Origin of the sequence: Neisseria sp. CCUG17229 (assembly GCF_047839235.1) — a bacterium.
GTDB lineage: Bacteria > Pseudomonadota > Gammaproteobacteria > Burkholderiales > Neisseriaceae > Neisseria > Neisseria brasiliensis.
In genome coordinates this window covers 339976-358160 of the sequence record NZ_CP181247.1, presented here as the reverse complement: position 1 = coordinate 358160, position 18185 = coordinate 339976, and the positions used below count along the sequence as shown (strand labels likewise).

Sequence of the window (18185 nt, the reverse complement as noted above, 5' to 3'; positions counted from 1 at the left end):
ACATTAACCCAATTGTGAAATTTTCAGACGGCCTAGCCCGCATGCAGCACAAAAATGGTCGGCCGTTTTTTCAAATTCGGTAATTCACCCAATTTTCTCCAATCGGCGACCGTTTTGCTGATGATGGTTTGTGTCGGTAGGGTTAAATCGCAAGCGATGCACAGGCGTGTTTCAGGATGCAGGTTATCCAGCGCGTCCCCCAGCAAGGCATCGTTGCGGTATGGGGTTTCGATGAACAACTGGGTTTCGTTTTGGCTGCGACTGCGTTTTTCCAAGGTTTTCAAGGCTTCAATGCGCTCGCTTTTTTCAGACGGCAGATAGCCTTTAAAAGCAAAGTTTTGCCCATTTGCGCCCGAGGCCATCAAGGCCAATAATAAGCTCGACGGCCCAATCAGCGGCCGCACTTCAAAGCCATGTTTATGTGCTAGTGCCACCAAATTCGCGCCCGGATCTGCCACCGCCGGACAACCGGCTTCGCTGACAATACCCATGCTGCGCCCTTCTTGTAAAGGCTTGAGCAACTCTGGCAGGGTTTTCAAATCGGTGTGTTCATTGAGCGTTTGCAAATTCAATTCGCGGATAGGCGTGGTCACGCCCAAGTGCTTCAAATGTGCGCGGGCGGTTTTTTCGGCTTCGACGACAAAATCGGTCAAACCGACAATCTGCGCTTGCTCATGCGGCAACAAACACGGCGTGTCGGGTGCGCCTAGAGGGGTAGGAATCAGATATAAAATGGGGGACATGATTTACTTTCTATTCAATAAGCCGTCTGAAACTTTCAGACGGCCTTATAGTCGTTTCAAATAGAAATAATACAGCATTGCCAGCTCCCTTATGTACTAGGTGTACACGGCGGTCGCTGTCGCCTTGTCTTATTTCTATTTGAAACGACTATATCATCTTCTTCAGACAGACTCTTACAACACGGCCACGCCTTCATTGTTTAGAAAATCAATCAGGCGGAAAATCGGCAGGCCGATGAGCGCATTGGGGTCGGTGCTGTCGATTTTTGCCAACAACGCCGCACCCAAACCTTCGCTTTTGGCCGCGCCGGCGCAATACACGGCATCGGGTTCACGCTCCAGATAACGGCGGATTTGCGTGTTGGTTAATTCGCGCATGGTCACGACGGTGTGGTCAACATGCTGCTGCATACGGCCAGATTTAGTGTTCAAAAGCACGATTGCGCTGTAAAATTCTATGCGTTTGCCGCTGAGCTCGGCCAGCATTTGTTGTGCATTCGCCACGTTCATCGGTTTGCCCAATTGACGCTGGTTGCACCATGCCACTTGGTCGGCGCCGATAATCAAAGCGTTTGGAAATTGCGCTGCCAACGAGTGCGCTTTATCTGCCGCCAAACGTAAGGCGGTGCTTTGTGCGTGTTCGCCTTCAACCGGTGTTTCATCAAAATCCGGTGAGGCCGTCTGAAAAGCCAAACCCAATCGCGCCAACTGCTCGCGGCGAAATACCGAACTCGACCCTAAAATTAATGGCAGTTTTTCACTCATTTTTGCTTAAAAATATTGACGTTAGACTGCTGAAATTATATCATACCCCGTTTATGTTAGACCCTAATTTGATTGACCCAGAAGTTTTCGCCGCCGAAAAGCAGAATCTGCAAGGCAGTTTCCTGCTCAATGAGTTGGACGAACGTGTTTGGTCGCACGAATATCCGGCTGACAAGCAAACCAAAGTTTCGTTTACGCTGCAAGGCGGACGCGACCGCTTGCAGCGACTGTTTCTTGATTTGACGGTACGCGCCGATATGCCACTGCTTTGTCAGCGTTGCGTGAAGCCTATGCCGTTCGAACTCAACGAAACCAGCCGCATTGTTTTGTTTGCCGATGACGAGCATTTGGACGATGCCATGCTTTCCGACGAGGAATTGGAAGGTATGCTCATCACCAAATCGCTTGATGTGCGAGAATTGGTTGAAGACCAAATCCTGATGGCTTTACCGTTTTCACCGCGTCACGAAGACTGCAACAATGTTTCGCTGGAACACGTCAATCAGGACAAACCCAACCCTTTCGCTGTTTTAAAAGGTTTGAAAAACAGTTAATTAGGACACAGTATTATTTATCTAGGAGCTTGAAATGGCCGTTCAACAAAACAAAAAATCCCCTTCTAAACGCGGTATGCACCGTTCACACGATGCGCTGACTGCACCTGCTCTGTCTGTTGACAGCAACACCGGTGAAGTACACCGCCCACACCACATTTCACCTAACGGCATGTACCGTGGTCGCAAAGTGGTTAAAGCCAAAGGCGAATAATTTATTCGACTGACTGAAAAAGCCAGAATATTGCCCTGCAATGCTGGCTTTTTTACGTTACATCTCTGATATGAATGGATGGCAGCAAACGTATCACACGCAAACTACCGTCGATTCGTCACATTTTCTCAATCGGGACGTTAAAATGACTCAGAAAATCTGGTACACATACGATGATATTCATCGCGTGATCAAAGGCTTGGCTGAAAAAATCCAAAATTCCGGCGTTAAATACGATGCCATGATTGCCATCGGCGGCGGCGGCTTTATCCCTGCCCGTATGTTGCGTTGCTTTTTGGAAATCCCGATTTACACCGTCACCACTGCCTATTACGACAGCGACAACCAAGGCCAAGTGACCGAAGAAGTGAAAAAAGTGCAATGGCTTGATCCTTTGCCGGAAGCCTTAAAAGGCAAAAATGTGTTGGTCGTTGACGAAGTGGACGACAGCCGCGTAACCATGGAATTTTGTCTGACCGAATTGCAAAAAGAAGATTTCAACACCATCGGTGTGGCCGTGTTGCACGAAAAAATCAAAACAAAAGTTGGCAAGCTGCCGGAAAACATCCCTTATTTCAGTGGCATTACAGTAGAAGACTGGTGGATCAACTACCCATGGGATGCGCTCGATATCGACGAGCATAACCAATTGGCCGCACAAGGCCGCGGTTGATATTTCGATAGATTGCTACCAAATACAATCGTATCAAGCAGCACAACCCTTCTTAAGAAATGCCGCTGATTCACGGCATTTCCGTTTTCAGACGGCCTTAAATTCAATTAGGCCGTCTGAAACACAAAACGGAGAACAACATGATTACATTAGCCGTAGATGCCATGGGCGGTGACGCCGGCTTAACGGTTACCGTGCCGGGTGCCATTGCTTTTTTGAAAAATCAGCCCGACGTGCACTTAATGATGGTCGGCGATGAAGCCGCCCTTCAGCAAGCATTAAAATCTGCCAATGCCCCGATGGATCGCATCAGCATTATTCCCGCCAGCCAAGTGGTTGAAATGGATGAAGCGCCGCAATTGGCACTGAAAAACAAAAAAGATTCATCTATGCGCGTGTCCATCAATCAGGTAAAAGAAGGCAACGCGCAAGCTGCTGTATCCGCCGGCAATACCGGCGCACTGATGGCGACTGCCCGCTTTGTGCTCAAAACCATCCCGGGTATTGAGCGCCCTGCCATCGCCAAATTCATGCCTTCCAGCAATCCCAACCATTTCACCTTGATGCTGGATTTGGGTGCCAACGTGGACTGCAGCGCTGACCAACTCACTCAGTTTGCCGTGATTGGCAGCGAATTGGTGCAGGCCATGTATCCAGAAAAAGGCCAACCACGCGTCGGCCTGCTCAATGTCGGCACAGAAGACATTAAAGGCACAGAAACAGTCAAACAAACTTTCAAGCTGCTTAAAAACAGCAAATTGAATTTTATCGGCAATGTTGAAGGCAACGGCGTATTCAACGATCAAGTTGATGTGGTCGTAGCCGATGGTTTTGTCGGCAACATCATGCTGAAAACCATTGAAGGCGCGGTAAAATTCATGAGCGGCGAAATCAAGCAGGAATTCAGCCGCAATGTGTTTAACAAACTGGCCGCCGTGACCGCCCTGCCCGCACTCAAAGGCATGAAAGCCAAGCTTGATCCGCGTAAATTCAACGGCGCGATTTTCTTAGGCTTACGCGGTGTGGTCATCAAAAGCCACGGCGGCACCGATGAAATCGGTTTTATGTATGCGCTGGAAGAAGCCTATCACGAAGCCAAATTTGCCAGCTTAGCCAAAATCGAACAAGGTGTAGCCGAACAATTGGCTGCTTTGGAAGAAGTGCGCGAACAAGAAGCCTTGGATAGCGGCGCTTCTCATATCAGCACCCCTTAATCGCGAAATCATTTAAAGGCCGTCTGAAACATAATGTTTCAGACGGCCTTTAAATGATTGGTTAACCCATTCAAAGAATTTACCTAATCCTTTATTAAAGCAACGGTTTTTTGTTACAAAAATCCTGACTTTTCGCTTACAATACAGCATCTGTTCCAATTATTTCAAAGGGCTTTTCATTATGCAATATGCCAAAATTTTAGGCACCGGCAGCTATCTTCCCGCCAACCGCGTCAGCAACGATGATTTGGCGAAAAAAGTGGATACTTCCGACGAGTGGATCACCACGCGCACCGGTATCAAATTCCGCCATATTGCAGCCGACAACGAAAAAACCAGCGATTTGGCGGTGCACGCCGCACAACGCGCATTAGAATCTGCCAAGCTCACCGCCGACGATATTGATTTAATTGTTGTGGCCACCACCACGCCCGACATGCAGTTCCCATCGACCGCCACCATCGTGCAGCAAAAACTCGGCATCACCAATAGCTGCCCTGCTTTTGACGTGCAGGCTGTGTGCGCCGGTTTCATGTATGCTTTAACCACCGCCAATGCCTACATTAAAAGCGGGATGGCCAAAAATGTGTTGGTGATTGGTGCAGAAATCTTCAGCCGTATTCTAGATTGGAACGACCGCACCACCTGCGTACTGTTCGGCGATGGTGCCGGCGCAGTCGTTTTAGGCGCATCCGATGAGCCGGGCATTATCCACAGCAAATTAAAGGCCGACGGTAATTATCTGGACTTATTGAATGTGCCGGTGCAAATCGCCGACGGCCAAATCTGTGGCACACCTTACTTAAAAATGGACGGCCCGGGCGTATTTAAATTCGCCGTGAAAATGCTGTCGCAAGTGGCTGACGATGTGATTACCGAATCCGGTTACCAACAAGATCAAATCGATTGGCTGGTGCCGCATCAGGCCAATAAACGCATCATCGACGCCACTGCCAAACACTTGGGCTTGAGCACGGATAAAGTCATCCTGACCGTACAAGATCACGGCAACACCTCTGCCGCCTCGATTCCGTTGGCTTTAGACCACGGCATCCGCAACGGCCAAATCCAACGCGGCCAAAACCTGCTGCTCGAAGGCATCGGCGGCGGTTTCGCATGGGGTGCAGTATTGGTGAAATACTGATGCGCCCTTCTTGGCTGCCACACCATGCTTTTCAATATACCAAGCCAATTTTTTTGACCAACAGCCTGATTGCCGTCACATTTATCATATGCGTTACAGCTGTTTCTAAAATATTGGCCGGCGTGTATTTTGCCGTCAGCATCGTGTCTTACCTGATGTATAAGTTTGATAAACAAATCGCGCAGACCACAAAAAAGAAACGCCAAACATACCAAGGCAGAATTCCGGAAAAAAACCTGCATATTCTTGATGCACTTGGCGGCTGGCCCGGTGCCTTGGTTTCGCGCACCGTTTACCAACACAAAACCAGCAAAATCAGTTTTATCCGCATTTTTTGGCTGACCGTGGCAATAAATATTGCCATAACCTATGCCCTGCTGATACATTACGCAGATAATCCTCTTCTCTCATTATTAAGAAATTAAAGGAATATCATGTCTTTTGCATTTTTCTTCCCTGGCCAAGGCTCGCAAAGTTTAGGAATGATGAACGGATTTAGCGAACAAGCCGTCGTTAAAGCCACTTTCGACGAAGCCTCTGCCGCATTGGGTCGAGACTTATGGGCAATGATTAACGGCGACAATGCCGAGCTGATCGGCCAAACCGTTAACACACAACCGATTATGCTCGCTGCCGGCGTCGCCACCTACCGCGCCTACTTGGAAGCCGGCGGTCAAGCACCGGCCGTGGTGGCCGGTCACAGCTTGGGCGAATACACCGCATTAGTGGCCGCCGGTGCATTAGACTTTGCCGATGCCGTGAAACTGGTTCGCCTGCGTGCAGAATTAATGCAATCGGCCGTACCGCAAGGCGTGGGTGCCATGGCAGCAATCTTGGGCTTGGAAGATGAGCAAGTCAAAGCCATCTGCGCCGCTGCTGAACAAGGCGAAGTCGTCGAAGCCGTTAACTTCAATTCACCCGGCCAAGTAGTTATTGCCGGTAATGCCGACGCCGTAGAACGCGCCATGGCAGCCGCCAAAGAAGCAGGCGCCAAACGCGCCCTACCGCTGCCTGTATCCGTACCTTCACATTGCAGCCTGATGAAACCTGCTGCCGAAAAACTGGCCGAAGCCTTAAAAACAGTCGACATCAAGCAGCCACAAATCCGCGTGATTCACAACGCCGATGTGGCTGCCTATGACAATCCAGAAGCCATTAAAGATGCCTTGGTTCGCCAACTCTACAGCCCCGTGCGCTGGACAGAAACCGTCAATGCCTTAGTCAACGAAGGCATTACTGAATCTGCCGAATGTGGGCCGGGCAAAGTATTGGCAGGTTTGGCTAAACGTATCAATAAAGAAGCTTCATGCAGCGCGTTGGTTTCTAGCGATAATGTGAAGACTTTTGCTGAAGCGCATTGATTTAATTTCATCTCGCAACATATGTTCAGACGGCCTTTATATCAATAATAGGCCGTCTGAACATATCCATTATAATATAAAATATATAATTTACACCTCTCTATTAACAGCAGTACCGTATAAATAAAAAGCTAAAGGGATAAAAACCACATGTTGCCTAATAAACCCAAAATAATATTTGGTATGCCTAAAATAGCTGGATTAGATAATTTGATAGAAGAAGCCTTAAGATTGGAAGGCTTTGATGTGATTAGCCTCCCTCAATTGGCAAATTCGAGTGGACGTTATCCTTCATTACTTCACAGAATTTATGCGAAATACCGTAAAATTGTCTATAAAGACAAAGATATCGCTATGGAAATGAAAAGCGAGGTATTACGTCATAAGCTTGAAAAATTATTAGGAAATAGTCGTGTAGATTACACGCTCATGATAAGCGCAGATATATACAGCACTTCACTAATCAAATTTATCAAAGAAAAAACCACTACATCTTGCGCAAATTACCAATTTGACGTGCTTCATCGCTTTCCAAAAATTTATGACCGCATCCCATTATTCGACCATTTTTATGTCTTTGACGAAAGCGATATCAGCAATACTGATTACCCTGTGGATATGGCTACGAACTTCTACTTCCCACATCTCTGTGAAGATTTACCACAACCTCAATATGATTTCTACTTTACCGGTTCACATCAAGTTTCTCGCTTGCATCATATTAATGACTTTGTAGACTGGGCAACAGGTCAGGGATTTACGCTAGATTTCACAATCATTGGCAAAAATATCCGCAATGACTATTTACCTCAAATCCACACAAAAAATGATTTAATTTCTTTTAGAGACAACATTATAAATAGCCAGCTCAGCCGTGTATTAGTGGATTTTGTGATTAATGAACATAAAGGCTTATCATTCCGCACCTTTGAAGCATTGGGCATGAAGAAAAAACTAATCACGACAAATGCCGAAGTAAAAAAATACAATTTTTATCATCCTAATAATATTTTTATCTGGTCTGAAAACAATTCAGACGACCTGAAAGACTTTTTGCAGCGACCATACCACCCGATCGCCCCAGAAATTTCACAACAGTACGCATTCAGCAATTGGGTAAAACGCATCTTACATATCGAGTAAAGTATGACTAACACACAGCCTTTAGTATCCATTATTATCCCCTGCTACAACACCGCCGCCTATATTCGTGAAACATTAGAAAGCGTATATAATCAAACATATCAAAATTTTGAGATTATCGCGATTGATGACGGCTCAACTGATAATACATTGGAAATCTTACATGAGTGCGCTGTTACTGAGCCGCGTTTAAAAGTGATCGCACAAGAGAATACTTACTGCGTAAAAGCCCGTATTCACGCTATTCAATATGCTCAAGGCGACTATCTCGTCTGCCTTGATTCGGATGATATTTTAGAAAAAAACTATCTTAAAGTATGCGTAGAAGCAGCTGAAGAAAATAAAGATTTAGCTATCGTCTATACTGATGCCATATTATTTGATGCAAAAAACAAACCGTGGAAACTACCCGAATTTAAGCTACCAGATTTCCTCTTGCAAAACTGCATTTATATTACCGCTTTAATTAGAAAAACACATTACGATGCAGTAGGTGGATTTGACAGCAATATGACTTTCATAGAAGACTGGGAATTATTTATTTCCATCATTAAAAATGGAGGTAAAGTTAAACGTATTCATCAACCACTTTTTTTGTATCGTCAACGCATTGATGAATCATCAGTCAGCAACTTAGCTTCTGACACCAGACTTTCCGATAATATATTAAGAATATATAACAAACATTATGAATTCTATAAAGAAAATGGTATTTTCTTTCAATCACTAACCGATTCTGCACTTAAACAATATCAAGCAAACCGAAAAAAATACAACCACCCGTTCAGAAAATATTTCTATAAATGGTTTAAGCCCAAAAAATATCAAAAAATTCAGGCTTATTTGGAGTAATCAATGAAAAGAATATTCAAAAAAATGTTACGCAACTGGAACAATCAGCGCGCACATCAAGCCAATCTCCGCTTTATTTCTGAAAATCCTTACATATATCAGCCTGAAAACCATGCAGATAGTTTTTTAGCACATTACCCAAAGCAAACTGACTTTATACCGGACAACAGCCCAATCCCTAGAAAAATCTATGCTTTTTGGACCGGCAACAATCCAATGCCCGAATCGCGCCTTTCCCATTTCAACCGTCTCAAATCAACTGCCGGCGTAGAAGTGGTATTGGTAACCCCCGATAATCTGGCAGAATACATTCAGCCTGAACACCCTCTACATAAGGCATTCAACCATTTATCTCTAGTACATAAAGCCGATTATTTACGTTGCTACTTTATGCACCATTATGGCGGAGGATACAGCGACATTAAAGCAGCACAACATGACTGGAATACCATTTTCGATACCTTGAATCAAAGCGCCGCTTATTTTATTGGCTACCCTGAGATCAAAGCAGAAGATTTAGCACCAGTTAAAGGGAACACAGGCCAAGAAATGCAACTTTACTTCAGCATGATGGCCGGAAATTGCGCCTATATCTTCCGTAAAAACACACCATTTACGCAAGAATGGTACACGGAATTATTAAGAAGAATGGATCACTACGCTGAAAAATTAGCAAAAAACCCTGGTAATATTTTGGGAAACAATCCCGGCTACCCGATTCCATGGACAAATATTCTTGGCGATATTTTTCATCCTTTATGCTTAAAATACAGCGATAAAATTTTACTTACCGATAAACTTCGTCCAAATCTAGAAAATTATCGCTAACAACTTTTATTACTTTAAACTCATATGTCCCACTTAAACATCGCCATCAACTGCTTCAGAAAAGGCGGAGGTATGGAAAGCTATACCTTCGACTTGGTTCGCGGATTAAATACAGAAAACATCCGCCCCACTGTTTATGCCACACAGATTGACCAGACCATGGCTGAATTTGCTATGGCTGATGTAGTGCATATCAACCAAAAGCGGATACCGAAAAAATTACGCCCGTTTTTCTTCACCCACCAACTTACCAAGTACAATATTCAAGGCAAACTCATCGCCTGCAATCCCAGCGATCATGCCGATGTTTTAGTATGTGGCGGCACCCATTTAGGTTATCTCAAACACATGAAGCAAAACGCCAATTTGTTGGATAAACTGACCATCCGCCGCAACCGCACCAACTATGCCACCGCAAAAAGCATCATGGCTCATTCGGCGATGATGGCGCAGGAATTGACCGAGTATTACGGCGTGCCGTCTGAAAAAATCCGTGTGGTGTACCCTCCTGCCGATACCGAACGCTATTTCCCACAGCCCGAACGTGTGGCGGAACTGCGCCGCCAATTTGGTTTCCGTGATGATGAAACCGTTTTTGTGTTTCCTTCCACCGGCCACAAACGCAAGGGGCTGGATGTATTGACGGCATTTTTCGAGCAAACCGATTTGCCCGTTCGCTTGGTTGTGGCCGGTTCGCCCTTGCCCCGCCCGATGAAAAACGTCACCGAATTGGGTTTTTGCAAAAACATGCCGGATTTATATCGCGCTGCCGATTTCACTATCATGGCCTCCCTATACGAACCTTTCGGTTTGGTCGGCATAGAATCCGTTTTGTGTGGCACGCCGGTTGTGTTCGCCGATAACATCGCCTGCACCGAAGTGATGAATGAACAAGCCGGTTTGTTTTTCCAACGCGACAATCCGGATTCACTTGCCGCTGCCATTATCCAAGCGCACGAGCGAAAACAACAGGGTACTCACAAAATAAACGACCCTCGTTCCGCTCTTAACTACGACCCGACTTTAGCCACGCATATTCAAGCCTTAAAAGAAATGCTGGCAGCGGTTTAAATATTGAGGCCGTCTGAAATCCATGACCAAGATTTCAGACGGCCTTACATTTCTAACATACCTAACATTAGATTAAAAAGCCTATTTATGCTATAAAGGCCGTCTGAAAATTTATTTTACGCAACGAAAGGATTCTGGATGAGTAATCAAGATTTAAGCGGCAAAATCGCCTTAGTGACCGGCGCATCGCGCGGTATCGGCGCGGCAATTGCTGATACATTAGCTGCTGCCGGTGCCACCGTGATTGGTACAGCCACCAGCGACAGCGGTGCAGCGGCAATTGGCGAGCGTTTGGCGCAGTGGGGCGGTCAAGGCCGCGCATTGAATTCTGCCGAACCGGAAAGCATCGAAACATTGATTGCCGAGATTGAAAAAGAATTCGGCAAACTGGATATTCTGGTCAACAATGCCGGCATCACACGCGATAACTTATTGATGCGCATGAAAGAAGAAGAATGGGACGACATCATGCAAGTCAACCTGAAATCCGTCTTCCGCGCATCTAAAGCCGTGTTACGCGGCATGATGAAGCAACGCAGCGGCCGCATCATCAACATCACTTCCGTAGTCGGCGTGATGGGTAATGCCGGTCAAACCAACTATGCCGCCGCCAAAGCAGGCTTAATCGGTTTTGCCAAATCGATGGCACGCGAAGTCGGCAGCCGTGGCGTAACCGTCAACTGTGTGGCACCGGGCTTTATCGACACCGACATGACCCGCGCCCTGCCGGAAGAAACCCGCAAAATGTTTGAAGCGCAAACGTCTTTGGGCAAATTCGGCGAAGCGCAAGACATCGCCGATGCGGTTTTGTTCTTGGCTTCCGACCAAGCCAAATACATCACCGGCCAAACGCTGCATGTCAACGGCGGTATGTTGATGCCTTAAGATTTGTATGAATGAAGAAAGGCCGTCTGAAAATCGTTTTCAGACGGCCTTTTGTCGATAAAACCCTGAATCCCCCCTATTTTTTGCTATAATTTATCTTTCGCCGTTTGCATAAATCCCCGCCCTATTTTGCTAAGATTTTTTCAGACGGCCTTGCTCACTCTTCTCTCTATTCATAACAAGGCCGCCTTTTATGCATGAGTTTTCCCTTGCCCATGTCGTCATCGTTCTGCTGGTTTCGGTCATCACCGTTATCTATTGCCGTAAATTCAATATTCCTTCCATGCTCGGTTATCTGCTGGTCGGCTTTATCGCCGGCCCGGGCATGTTTAGCCTGATTCCGAAAAGCCATGCTACGGATTATTTGGGTGAAATCGGTATTGTGTTTTTGATGTTTAGCATCGGTTTGGAATTTTCGCTGCCGAAACTCAAAGCGATGAAAAAGCTGGTGTTCGGCTTGGGCGGCTTGCAGGTCATCATCAGTATGTTGGCGATTATGGGCATTTTGATGCTGATGGGCACGCCATTTAACTGGGCGTTTGCCGTCAGCGGTGCGTTGGCCATGTCGTCTACCGCGATTGTGAGCCGCATTTTGTCGGAGAAAACCGAATTGGGTCAGCCCCATGGCCAAATGTCGATGGGTGTGTTGCTGATGCAGGATATTGCGGTGGTGCCGCTGATGATTCTGATTCCGGCACTGGCGGGCGGCAGCGAGGGCAATTTGTGGGCGGAACTGGGCTGGGCCGGCTTGAAAATGGTGGTGGCGCTCGGCGTGTTGTTCTTTGTCGGTAACAAGGTGATGTCGCCTTGGTTCCGCATGGTGGCCAAGCGCAAATCGTCTGAATTGTTCATGATCAACGTTTTGCTGGTGACACTGGGTGTGGCCTACCTGACCGAACTGGAAGGCTTATCGCTGGCTTTGGGCGCGTTTGTTGCCGGTATGTTGCTATCGGAAACCGAGTACCGCTTCCAAGTCGAAGACGATATTCGTCCGTTCCGCGATATTCTGCTCGGCTTTTTCTTCATCACCGTCGGCATGAAGCTGGATATTCAGGCGCTGATTAATAATTGGCAGATGATTTTGGTGTTGCTGGCGATGCTGGTGGTGTTGAAAGCGTTGATTGTGTTCCTGATTGCCTTCCGCATGAGACATCCAGTTGGTGACAGCATGAAAGCCGCGTTGTATTTGGCACAAGGCGGTGAATTCGGCTTTGTGATGTTGGCCATTTCCAGCAAAATCAATATGGTTTCACCTGAGTTGGAACAAGCGGCTACCGCTGCCGTGTTGCTGTCGATGATCATTGCACCTTTCTTACTGGGCAGCAGCGATAAAATCATCAACCGCTTCATCAAATCCAACTGGGACATGAAAGCGTTGGATTTGCATAATATGCTGGTCGAAACCATGAGCAAATCCGACCACGTTTTGATTATCGGTTTTGGTCGCGGCGGTCAAACCGTCGGCCGTATTTTGGCGCAGGAAAACATCCCCTACTTCGCGCTGGATTTGGATGTCGAGCGCGTTCAAGTTGCGCGCAGCGCAGGCGAACCAGTGGCATTCGGCGATGCCAAACGCCGCGAAGTATTGGAAGCCGCAGGATTAGCGCGTGCCAAAATGGTGGTATTGACACTCAACAACATGGCCGAAGCCAAACATGTGGTCAACCACATCATTGCCCTTCATCCGACCATGCCAATTTATGCGCGCGCGATTGACGACGATTACGTGAAAAACCTGACTGAAATGGGTGTGGAAGAAGCCGTTTCCGATACCAAAGAAACCAGTTTGGCCTTGGCAAGCTATGCCATGTTGGCCAATGGCTCACCCTACAGCCATGTACATCAAACCATCATGAATATCCGCCGCAGCGGCTATGCCTTTTTGGAAGACTTATTTGTCGGCAGCGATGACGAAACCATTTTCTCTGAAGAACACAAACACATTTGCCGCCATGCCTTTGCTCTAACCGGCGAAGCTTACGCCATCAACCACCCTGTGCGTGATTTACCTTTGGCCGATTTGGGCATCAAATTATTATTTGTGCGCCGCAGCGCCAGCCGAATTGAAGATTTTGATTCGAATTTCACTTTAGCTTCCGGAGATATCTTGGTTGTTGCAGGCCCACAAGATAAAATTATTTCTTTTGAAAACTGGAGTTTGCAGGGTGAATCTTGATTATGCAAAAATAAAACTTGCGTAAAATAACGATTTTTGATTTAATAGCGTCTTCGCAGTTTTGCGTCAATGGGTGATTAGCTCAGTTGGTAGAGCGTCTGCCTTACAAGCAGAATGTCGGCGGTTCGACTCCGTCATCACCCACCAAGTTTCTTGTAGTTGTGGTAACACAATTGCTTGCGCGGTGGTAGCTCAGTTGGTTAGAGTACCGGCCTGTCACGCCGGGGGTCGCGGGTTCGAGCCCCGTCCGCCGCGCCAAACCTTTCAGGATATTGAGGTCATCAATATCTTTTGGGTGATTAGCTCAGTTGGTAGAGCGTCTGCCTTACAAGCAGAATGTCGGCGGTTCGACTCCGTCATCACCCACCAAGTTTCTTGTAGTTGTGGTAACACAATTGCTTGCGCGGTGGTAGCTCAGTTGGTTAGAGTACCGGCCTGTCACGCCGGGGGTCGCGGGTTCGAGCCCCGTCCGCCGCGCCAAAATTAGAAAGCACCGACATTCGGTGCTTTTCTTAATACGGGTGATTAGCTCAGTTGGTAGAGCGTCTGCCTTACAAGCAGAATGTCGGCGGTTCGACTCCGTCATCACCCACCAAATCAAAAAGCCTTATGCATTGCATAAGGCTTTTTTCATGTTTATTGTGTCAGACGTCCTTTAGCAATCATGCAGCATCTTTGCTTCATATTAAACGAATCTGCTTAAGAATCCAGGAAGTCCCACTCATGAAAAATGCCGTCTGAAACTTTTCAGACGGCATTATCAATTGCCTTCAAACAATTGACTTTATTCCAACACCACTTCCACTCGGCGCGCTTCTGCATTGCTGCCGCTGCCTTCGGTATCTGCCGGTTTGCGCAATTCAATTTGCTCTTCCGCCACACCAAAGCCCATCAGGGCATTTTTTACCGCCAAGGCACGGTCTTTAGACAATTGCTCGTTAAATGCTTGATTACCGGTTGAATCATGGAAACCGGATACCACTGCTTTTTGACCGTTTTTTACACCAGCCAATACATCTTTCAACGCCTCTTGTGCACCGGCAGCCAAATCGGATTTACCGGTCGCAAAGTAGAATTTTACGATACCGTTTTCCACAAATACCGCAGCTGCGTCATCGGCAAGATTATGCGCCGCGCCGTGCGCTGCAACAGCATGTTCATGCGCCGCCATTTCAGTTTGGCCATAATTTGGAGAACCTTCAATTTTACCGGTTTCCCAGCCCCAAACTGAAAGGAACAAGGTTACAACCGTTGCCAAAGCTGCGGCGCCACCGGCAATCCATAAACCCAGACGTTGTTCTTTGTGATCGTCATTATCCGACATCTTCTATTTCCTCTTTTAAGTTAAACCATTAAAAAGCATTCAGCCGCCATTATACCTAAAAAGCCGTATTTGTAACGCAACTTCTCTGATCTTAAATGCTGCTGTCGCCAACAATCGCGATAATCATACAAAGCCGTCTGAAAAATCCGCAGATACCGACGGACAAAACTATTCAAAACCTCATCAAAACAGTAAAATAAAGCCTTTCGATTATCTGAATAACAAAAGCCATGCTGACTTTCCAACAAATCATCTTCAAATTGCAAACATTCTGGGCCGACAAAGGCTGCACCCTAATCCAACCTTTCGACATGGAAGTCGGCGCCGGCACCAGCCACCCTGCTACCTGCCTGCGCGCACTCGGCCCTGAGCCTTGGTATGCCGCCTATGTGCAACCGAGCCGCCGCCCCAAAGACGGCCGCTACGGCAACAACCCCAACCGCCTGCAACACTATTACCAATTCCAAGTTGCCCTGAAACCGGCACCGGCCGATATTCAAGATTTGTATCTCGACTCATTGCGCGAGCTGGGCATCGATCCGAAAGTACACGACATCCGTTTTGTTGAAGACGACTGGGAAAACCCAACCTTAGGCGCATGGGGCTTGGGCTGGGAAGTATGGCTCAACGGCATGGAAGTTACCCAGTTTACCTATTTCCAACAAGTCGGCGGTATCGACTGCTCACCGGTATTGGGCGAAATCACCTACGGCATTGAGCGCTTGGCGATGTATCTGCAAGGCGTAGAAAACGTGTACGACTTGGTTTGGTCACACACGCCCGACGGCCAAGCCGTCACTTACGGCGACGTGTACCACCAAAACGAAGTGGAACAATCCACCTACAACTTCGAATACAGCGATGCCGAATGGCTGCTGCGCCAGTTTAACGACTATGAAGCCCAAGCCAAACGCCTGCTGGATATCGACGACACCAGCCTTGCCCTGCCAGCTTACGAATTGGTATTGAAAGCCGGCCACACCTTTAATCTGCTTGATGCCCGCGGCGCCATTTCCGTGACCGAACGCGCCACCTACATCGGCCGCATCCGCACCTTAAGCCGCATCGTGGCGCAAAAATTCGTGGAAAGCCGTGAACAGCTGGGCTTCCCATTGATTAAAAACAAAGCAGCATAAAAATTTCAGACGGCCTTGATTCCATCACACAGGCCGTCTGAAATTTAAATCCGGTATGTTTGTTTGCTGAACACATCCAATCAAGCCACAACCAGCTAGTTTAAACAGGCCGTCTGAAAGCATTTAGGCGACAAAGCTTTACCCACTAAAAGTGCCCTATGATAGAAAAACTCACCTTCGGTCTCTTCACCAAAGCCGACACGCACAATTTCATGCGCCTGCTCACTTATGTGAAGCCCTACAAAGCGCGCATTATTTGGTCGTTGCTGGCCATTGTCGGTGTGGCCGCCACCGAAAGCTATCTGGCCGCCTTTATCGCACCTTTGGTCAATCAAGGCTTTGCTGCTCCCAGCGCACCGCCGGAATTAAATGCCGCCAGTGGCATTGTGGCCACTGTGCAAAACTGGAAAGACCAGTTTAACCACATGATTTGGGGCACCGAAAATAAAGTTTGGACGGTTCCGCTGTTTCTGATTGTAATTGTGTTGATTCGCGGCATCTGCCGCTTCGCCAGCACCTATCTGATGACATGGGTATCGGTGATGGCCGTTAGCCATATCCGCCGCGACATGTTCCAACACATGCTCACTCTTTCTTCAGATTACCATCAAAAAAATCCATCCGGCACCGTCTTGATGAGCATGGTTCAGATGGCCGAACAATCCATCAGCAACGCCAGCAATGTGTTCATCACTCTTACCCGCGATACCTTAATCGTCATCGGTTTGGTATGCGTATTGCTGTATCTTAACTGGCAATTGACCTTAATTGTATTGCTGATGTTCCCGCTTTTGTCATTGCTTTCACGCTATTACCGCAACCGCCTCAAAGGCATCATCGCCAGCGCGCAACTCAGTATTGGTAAGCTCAATAATGTGGTGACAGAAGTACATCAAGGCCACCGCGTGATGAAACTGTTCGGTGGCCAAAAACAGGCTTCAAGCCGCTTTGCTGATGTCAACCATACCATCGTACGCTTAGGCAAAAAAATCACCCAAGCTACTGCCGCCCGTTCGCCTTTTAGCGAACTCATCGCTTCATTTGCTTTAGCCATCGTCATTTTTATCGCTTTATGGCAAAGCCAGCAAGGCTATACCACCATCGGTGAATTTATGGCTTTTATTGTGGCTATGCTGCAAATGCTCTCGCCGATTAAAAACTTGGCCAACATCAGCATCCCCATGCAAACCATGTTTCTCGCCGCAGATAATGTCTGCCAGTTTTTAGATGAAAAACCCGAAAACGACACAGGCAAACACACCTTGTCTAATGTACAAGGCCGTCTGAAATTCGATCATATTGATGTACGCTACACCGAAGAAGGTCATAAAGCGCTTGACAATTTCAATCTTGACATCCGCCCCGGTGAACGTGTTGCTTTCGTTGGCCGCTCCGGCAGCGGCAAGACGACTGCCATCAACCTACTACCACGTTTTGTCGAGCCAAGCTCAGGGGTAATCTATCTCGATGGCATCAATATTGCTGATGTGCAATTGACTAATCTGCGCAGCCAATTTGCACTTGTATCGCAAGATGTATTCCTGTTTGACGACACGCTATTGGAAAATGTTCGTTACAGCCGCCCCGAAGCCACAGAAGCGGAAGTCATGGCTGCACTCGAAGCCGCCAATCTGAAAGATTTGGTACACAACTCTCCACATGGCTTACATCAAACCATCGGCGCCAACGGCAGCCAACTTTCCGGCGGCCAACGACAACGCGTTTCTATCGCCCGTGCCATTCTCAAAGATGCACCAATTCTGCTGCTGGACGAAGCCACCAGCGCATTGGATAACGAATCCGAACGCTTAGTACAACAAGCCTTAGAAAACCTGATGCACGACCGAACCAGCATTATTGTTGCCCACCGTTTAAGCACCATCGAGCAGGCCGACCGTATTATTGTGATGGATGACGGCAAAATTATCGAAGAAGGCAGTCATGCAGAGCTGTTGAAAAAACAAGGTTATTATGCCGCCTTGCAGCATATGCCGCAAAATGCTGAATAACACCACTCTGCCAACTATGAAAACACAGAGTAAGCCATCGCCTTGCTCTGCTTAATTTCCCTTGTGACTTTGTGTATAATCAAGCCCATATTT

At 47.3% G+C, this 18185-nt stretch carries 18 protein-coding genes and 5 tRNA genes; 20 read left to right on the top strand and 3 right to left on the bottom strand.

Annotated elements, in window-relative coordinates; genetic code table 11:
* Positions 1 to 32: 32 nt before the first annotated feature.
* Together ACM67B_RS01765 and ACM67B_RS01760 are read right to left on the bottom strand one after the other, a co-directional pair.
* A complete protein-coding gene (locus tag ACM67B_RS01765; RefSeq protein ID WP_416189900.1) occupies positions 33 to 743 on the bottom strand; it encodes an SAM-dependent methyltransferase in 711 nt (236 codons plus the stop codon).
* Between the two features lie 174 nt (positions 744 to 917).
* Positions 918 to 1508, bottom strand: a complete 591-nt coding sequence (locus ACM67B_RS01760) for a Maf family protein (protein ID WP_416189899.1) — start codon at positions 1506 to 1508, stop codon at positions 918 to 920.
* A 53-nt stretch (positions 1509 to 1561) separates the two neighbouring features.
* On the opposite strand from ACM67B_RS01760, the gene ACM67B_RS01755 reads away from it, so the two are divergent.
* The 18 genes from ACM67B_RS01755 to ACM67B_RS01670 all read left to right on the top strand — a co-directional run bounded on the left by ACM67B_RS01755 (position 1562) and on the right by ACM67B_RS01670 (position 14218).
* Entirely contained in the window at positions 1562 to 2062 is a 501-nt protein-coding gene (locus ACM67B_RS01755; protein ID WP_416189898.1) for a YceD family protein, read from the top strand.
* A gap of 34 nt (positions 2063 to 2096) precedes the next feature.
* Positions 2097 to 2276, top strand: a complete 180-nt coding sequence (gene rpmF, locus ACM67B_RS01750) for a 50S ribosomal protein L32 (RefSeq protein WP_095503301.1) — start codon at positions 2097 to 2099, stop codon at positions 2274 to 2276.
* 145 nt (positions 2277 to 2421) lie between these two features.
* Positions 2422 to 2949, top strand: a complete 528-nt coding sequence (locus ACM67B_RS01745; RefSeq protein WP_416189897.1) for a phosphoribosyltransferase — start codon at positions 2422 to 2424, stop codon at positions 2947 to 2949.
* A gap of 140 nt (positions 2950 to 3089) precedes the next feature.
* Positions 3090 to 4163 (top strand): phosphate acyltransferase PlsX, encoded by a 1074-nt coding sequence (gene plsX / locus ACM67B_RS01740; protein WP_416189896.1) that lies wholly within the window; start codon positions 3090 to 3092, stop codon positions 4161 to 4163.
* A gap of 181 nt (positions 4164 to 4344) precedes the next feature.
* Entirely contained in the window at positions 4345 to 5307 is a 963-nt protein-coding gene (locus ACM67B_RS01735) for a beta-ketoacyl-ACP synthase III (protein ID WP_416189895.1), read from the top strand.
* Positions 5280 to 5732, top strand: coding sequence for a DUF1294 domain-containing protein (locus ACM67B_RS01730; protein WP_416189894.1), 453 nt, complete (start codon positions 5280 to 5282; stop codon positions 5730 to 5732). Before ACM67B_RS01735 ends, ACM67B_RS01730 begins: the two co-directional genes overlap by 28 nt.
* Before the next feature lie 9 nt (positions 5733 to 5741).
* Positions 5742 to 6668, top strand: a complete 927-nt coding sequence (fabD, locus tag ACM67B_RS01725; RefSeq protein ID WP_416189893.1) for an ACP S-malonyltransferase — start codon at positions 5742 to 5744, stop codon at positions 6666 to 6668.
* A 150-nt stretch (positions 6669 to 6818) separates the two neighbouring features.
* Positions 6819 to 7811, top strand: a complete 993-nt coding sequence (locus ACM67B_RS01720) for a hypothetical protein (protein WP_416189892.1) — start codon at positions 6819 to 6821, stop codon at positions 7809 to 7811.
* A 3-nt stretch (positions 7812 to 7814) separates the two neighbouring features.
* On the top strand, positions 7815 to 8663 hold the full coding sequence (locus ACM67B_RS01715; RefSeq protein WP_416189891.1) for a glycosyltransferase family 2 protein: 849 nt from the start codon (positions 7815 to 7817) through the stop codon (positions 8661 to 8663).
* 3 nt (positions 8664 to 8666) lie between these two features.
* A complete protein-coding gene (locus ACM67B_RS01710; protein WP_416189890.1) occupies positions 8667 to 9491 on the top strand; it encodes a capsular polysaccharide synthesis protein in 825 nt (274 codons plus the stop codon).
* A gap of 24 nt (positions 9492 to 9515) precedes the next feature.
* Entirely contained in the window at positions 9516 to 10562 is a 1047-nt protein-coding gene (locus tag ACM67B_RS01705) for a glycosyltransferase family 4 protein (RefSeq protein ID WP_416189889.1), read from the top strand.
* Positions 10563 to 10700: 138 nt separating this feature from the next.
* Positions 10701 to 11447: a 3-oxoacyl-ACP reductase FabG gene (gene fabG / locus ACM67B_RS01700; protein WP_416189888.1), complete on the top strand. Its 747-nt coding sequence runs from the start codon at positions 10701 to 10703 to the stop codon at positions 11445 to 11447.
* Positions 11448 to 11640: 193 nt separating this feature from the next.
* On the top strand, positions 11641 to 13623 hold the full coding sequence (locus tag ACM67B_RS01695; protein ID WP_416189887.1) for a cation:proton antiporter: 1983 nt from the start codon (positions 11641 to 11643) through the stop codon (positions 13621 to 13623).
* A gap of 71 nt (positions 13624 to 13694) precedes the next feature.
* Positions 13695 to 13770 (top strand) — tRNA-Val (locus ACM67B_RS01690).
* Positions 13771 to 13804: 34 nt separating this feature from the next.
* A tRNA-Asp gene (locus tag ACM67B_RS01685) sits at positions 13805 to 13881 on the top strand.
* A 35-nt stretch (positions 13882 to 13916) separates the two neighbouring features.
* Positions 13917 to 13992, top strand: a tRNA-Val gene (locus ACM67B_RS01680).
* A gap of 34 nt (positions 13993 to 14026) precedes the next feature.
* Positions 14027 to 14103: transfer RNA gene (locus ACM67B_RS01675), tRNA-Asp, on the top strand.
* Positions 14104 to 14142: 39 nt separating this feature from the next.
* Positions 14143 to 14218: transfer RNA gene (locus ACM67B_RS01670), tRNA-Val, on the top strand.
* Between the two features lie 189 nt (positions 14219 to 14407).
* Here ACM67B_RS01670 and ACM67B_RS01665 read toward each other — a convergent pair.
* Positions 14408 to 14947 carry an OmpA family protein gene (locus ACM67B_RS01665; RefSeq protein WP_416189886.1) on the bottom strand — a complete coding sequence of 180 codons (540 nt, stop codon included), beginning with the start codon at positions 14945 to 14947 and terminating at the stop codon, positions 14408 to 14410.
* Between the two features lie 230 nt (positions 14948 to 15177).
* Here ACM67B_RS01665 and glyQ point away from each other — a divergent pair, with 230 nt between their 5' ends.
* Positions 15178 to 16083: a glycine--tRNA ligase subunit alpha gene (gene glyQ, locus ACM67B_RS01660; RefSeq protein WP_095501590.1), complete on the top strand. Its 906-nt coding sequence runs from the start codon at positions 15178 to 15180 to the stop codon at positions 16081 to 16083.
* Positions 16084 to 16241: 158 nt separating this feature from the next.
* Positions 16242 to 18092, top strand: a complete 1851-nt coding sequence (gene msbA, locus ACM67B_RS01655) for a lipid A export permease/ATP-binding protein MsbA (RefSeq protein ID WP_416189885.1) — start codon at positions 16242 to 16244, stop codon at positions 18090 to 18092.
* The last annotated feature ends 93 nt before the right edge of the window (positions 18093 to 18185 follow it).

Bases quoted from the DNA above. Each gene is read 5' to 3' on its own strand.
- ACM67B_RS01765 (WP_416189900.1), bottom strand. From the start codon at position 743: ATGTCCCCCATTTTATATCTGATTCCTACCCCTCTAGGCGCACCCGAC.
- ACM67B_RS01760 (WP_416189899.1), bottom strand. From the start codon at position 1,508: ATGAGTGAAAAACTGCCATTAATTTTAGGGTCGAGTTCGGTATTTCGC.
- ACM67B_RS01755 (WP_416189898.1), top strand. From the start codon at position 1,562: ATGTTAGACCCTAATTTGATTGACCCAGAAGTTTTCGCCGCCGAAAAG.
- rpmF (WP_095503301.1), top strand. From the start codon at position 2,097: ATGGCCGTTCAACAAAACAAAAAATCCCCTTCTAAACGCGGTATGCAC.
- ACM67B_RS01745 (WP_416189897.1), top strand. From the start codon at position 2,422: ATGACTCAGAAAATCTGGTACACATACGATGATATTCATCGCGTGATC.
- plsX (WP_416189896.1), top strand. From the start codon at position 3,090: ATGATTACATTAGCCGTAGATGCCATGGGCGGTGACGCCGGCTTAACG.
- ACM67B_RS01735 (WP_416189895.1), top strand. From the start codon at position 4,345: ATGCAATATGCCAAAATTTTAGGCACCGGCAGCTATCTTCCCGCCAAC.
- ACM67B_RS01730 (WP_416189894.1), top strand. From the start codon at position 5,280: ATGGGGTGCAGTATTGGTGAAATACTGATGCGCCCTTCTTGGCTGCCA.
- fabD (WP_416189893.1), top strand. From the start codon at position 5,742: ATGTCTTTTGCATTTTTCTTCCCTGGCCAAGGCTCGCAAAGTTTAGGA.
- ACM67B_RS01720 (WP_416189892.1), top strand. From the start codon at position 6,819: ATGTTGCCTAATAAACCCAAAATAATATTTGGTATGCCTAAAATAGCT.
- ACM67B_RS01715 (WP_416189891.1), top strand. From the start codon at position 7,815: ATGACTAACACACAGCCTTTAGTATCCATTATTATCCCCTGCTACAAC.
- ACM67B_RS01710 (WP_416189890.1), top strand. From the start codon at position 8,667: ATGAAAAGAATATTCAAAAAAATGTTACGCAACTGGAACAATCAGCGC.
- ACM67B_RS01705 (WP_416189889.1), top strand. From the start codon at position 9,516: ATGTCCCACTTAAACATCGCCATCAACTGCTTCAGAAAAGGCGGAGGT.
- fabG (WP_416189888.1), top strand. From the start codon at position 10,701: ATGAGTAATCAAGATTTAAGCGGCAAAATCGCCTTAGTGACCGGCGCA.
- ACM67B_RS01695 (WP_416189887.1), top strand. From the start codon at position 11,641: ATGCATGAGTTTTCCCTTGCCCATGTCGTCATCGTTCTGCTGGTTTCG.
- ACM67B_RS01665 (WP_416189886.1), bottom strand. From the start codon at position 14,947: ATGTCGGATAATGACGATCACAAAGAACAACGTCTGGGTTTATGGATT.
- glyQ (WP_095501590.1), top strand. From the start codon at position 15,178: ATGCTGACTTTCCAACAAATCATCTTCAAATTGCAAACATTCTGGGCC.
- msbA (WP_416189885.1), top strand. From the start codon at position 16,242: ATGATAGAAAAACTCACCTTCGGTCTCTTCACCAAAGCCGACACGCAC.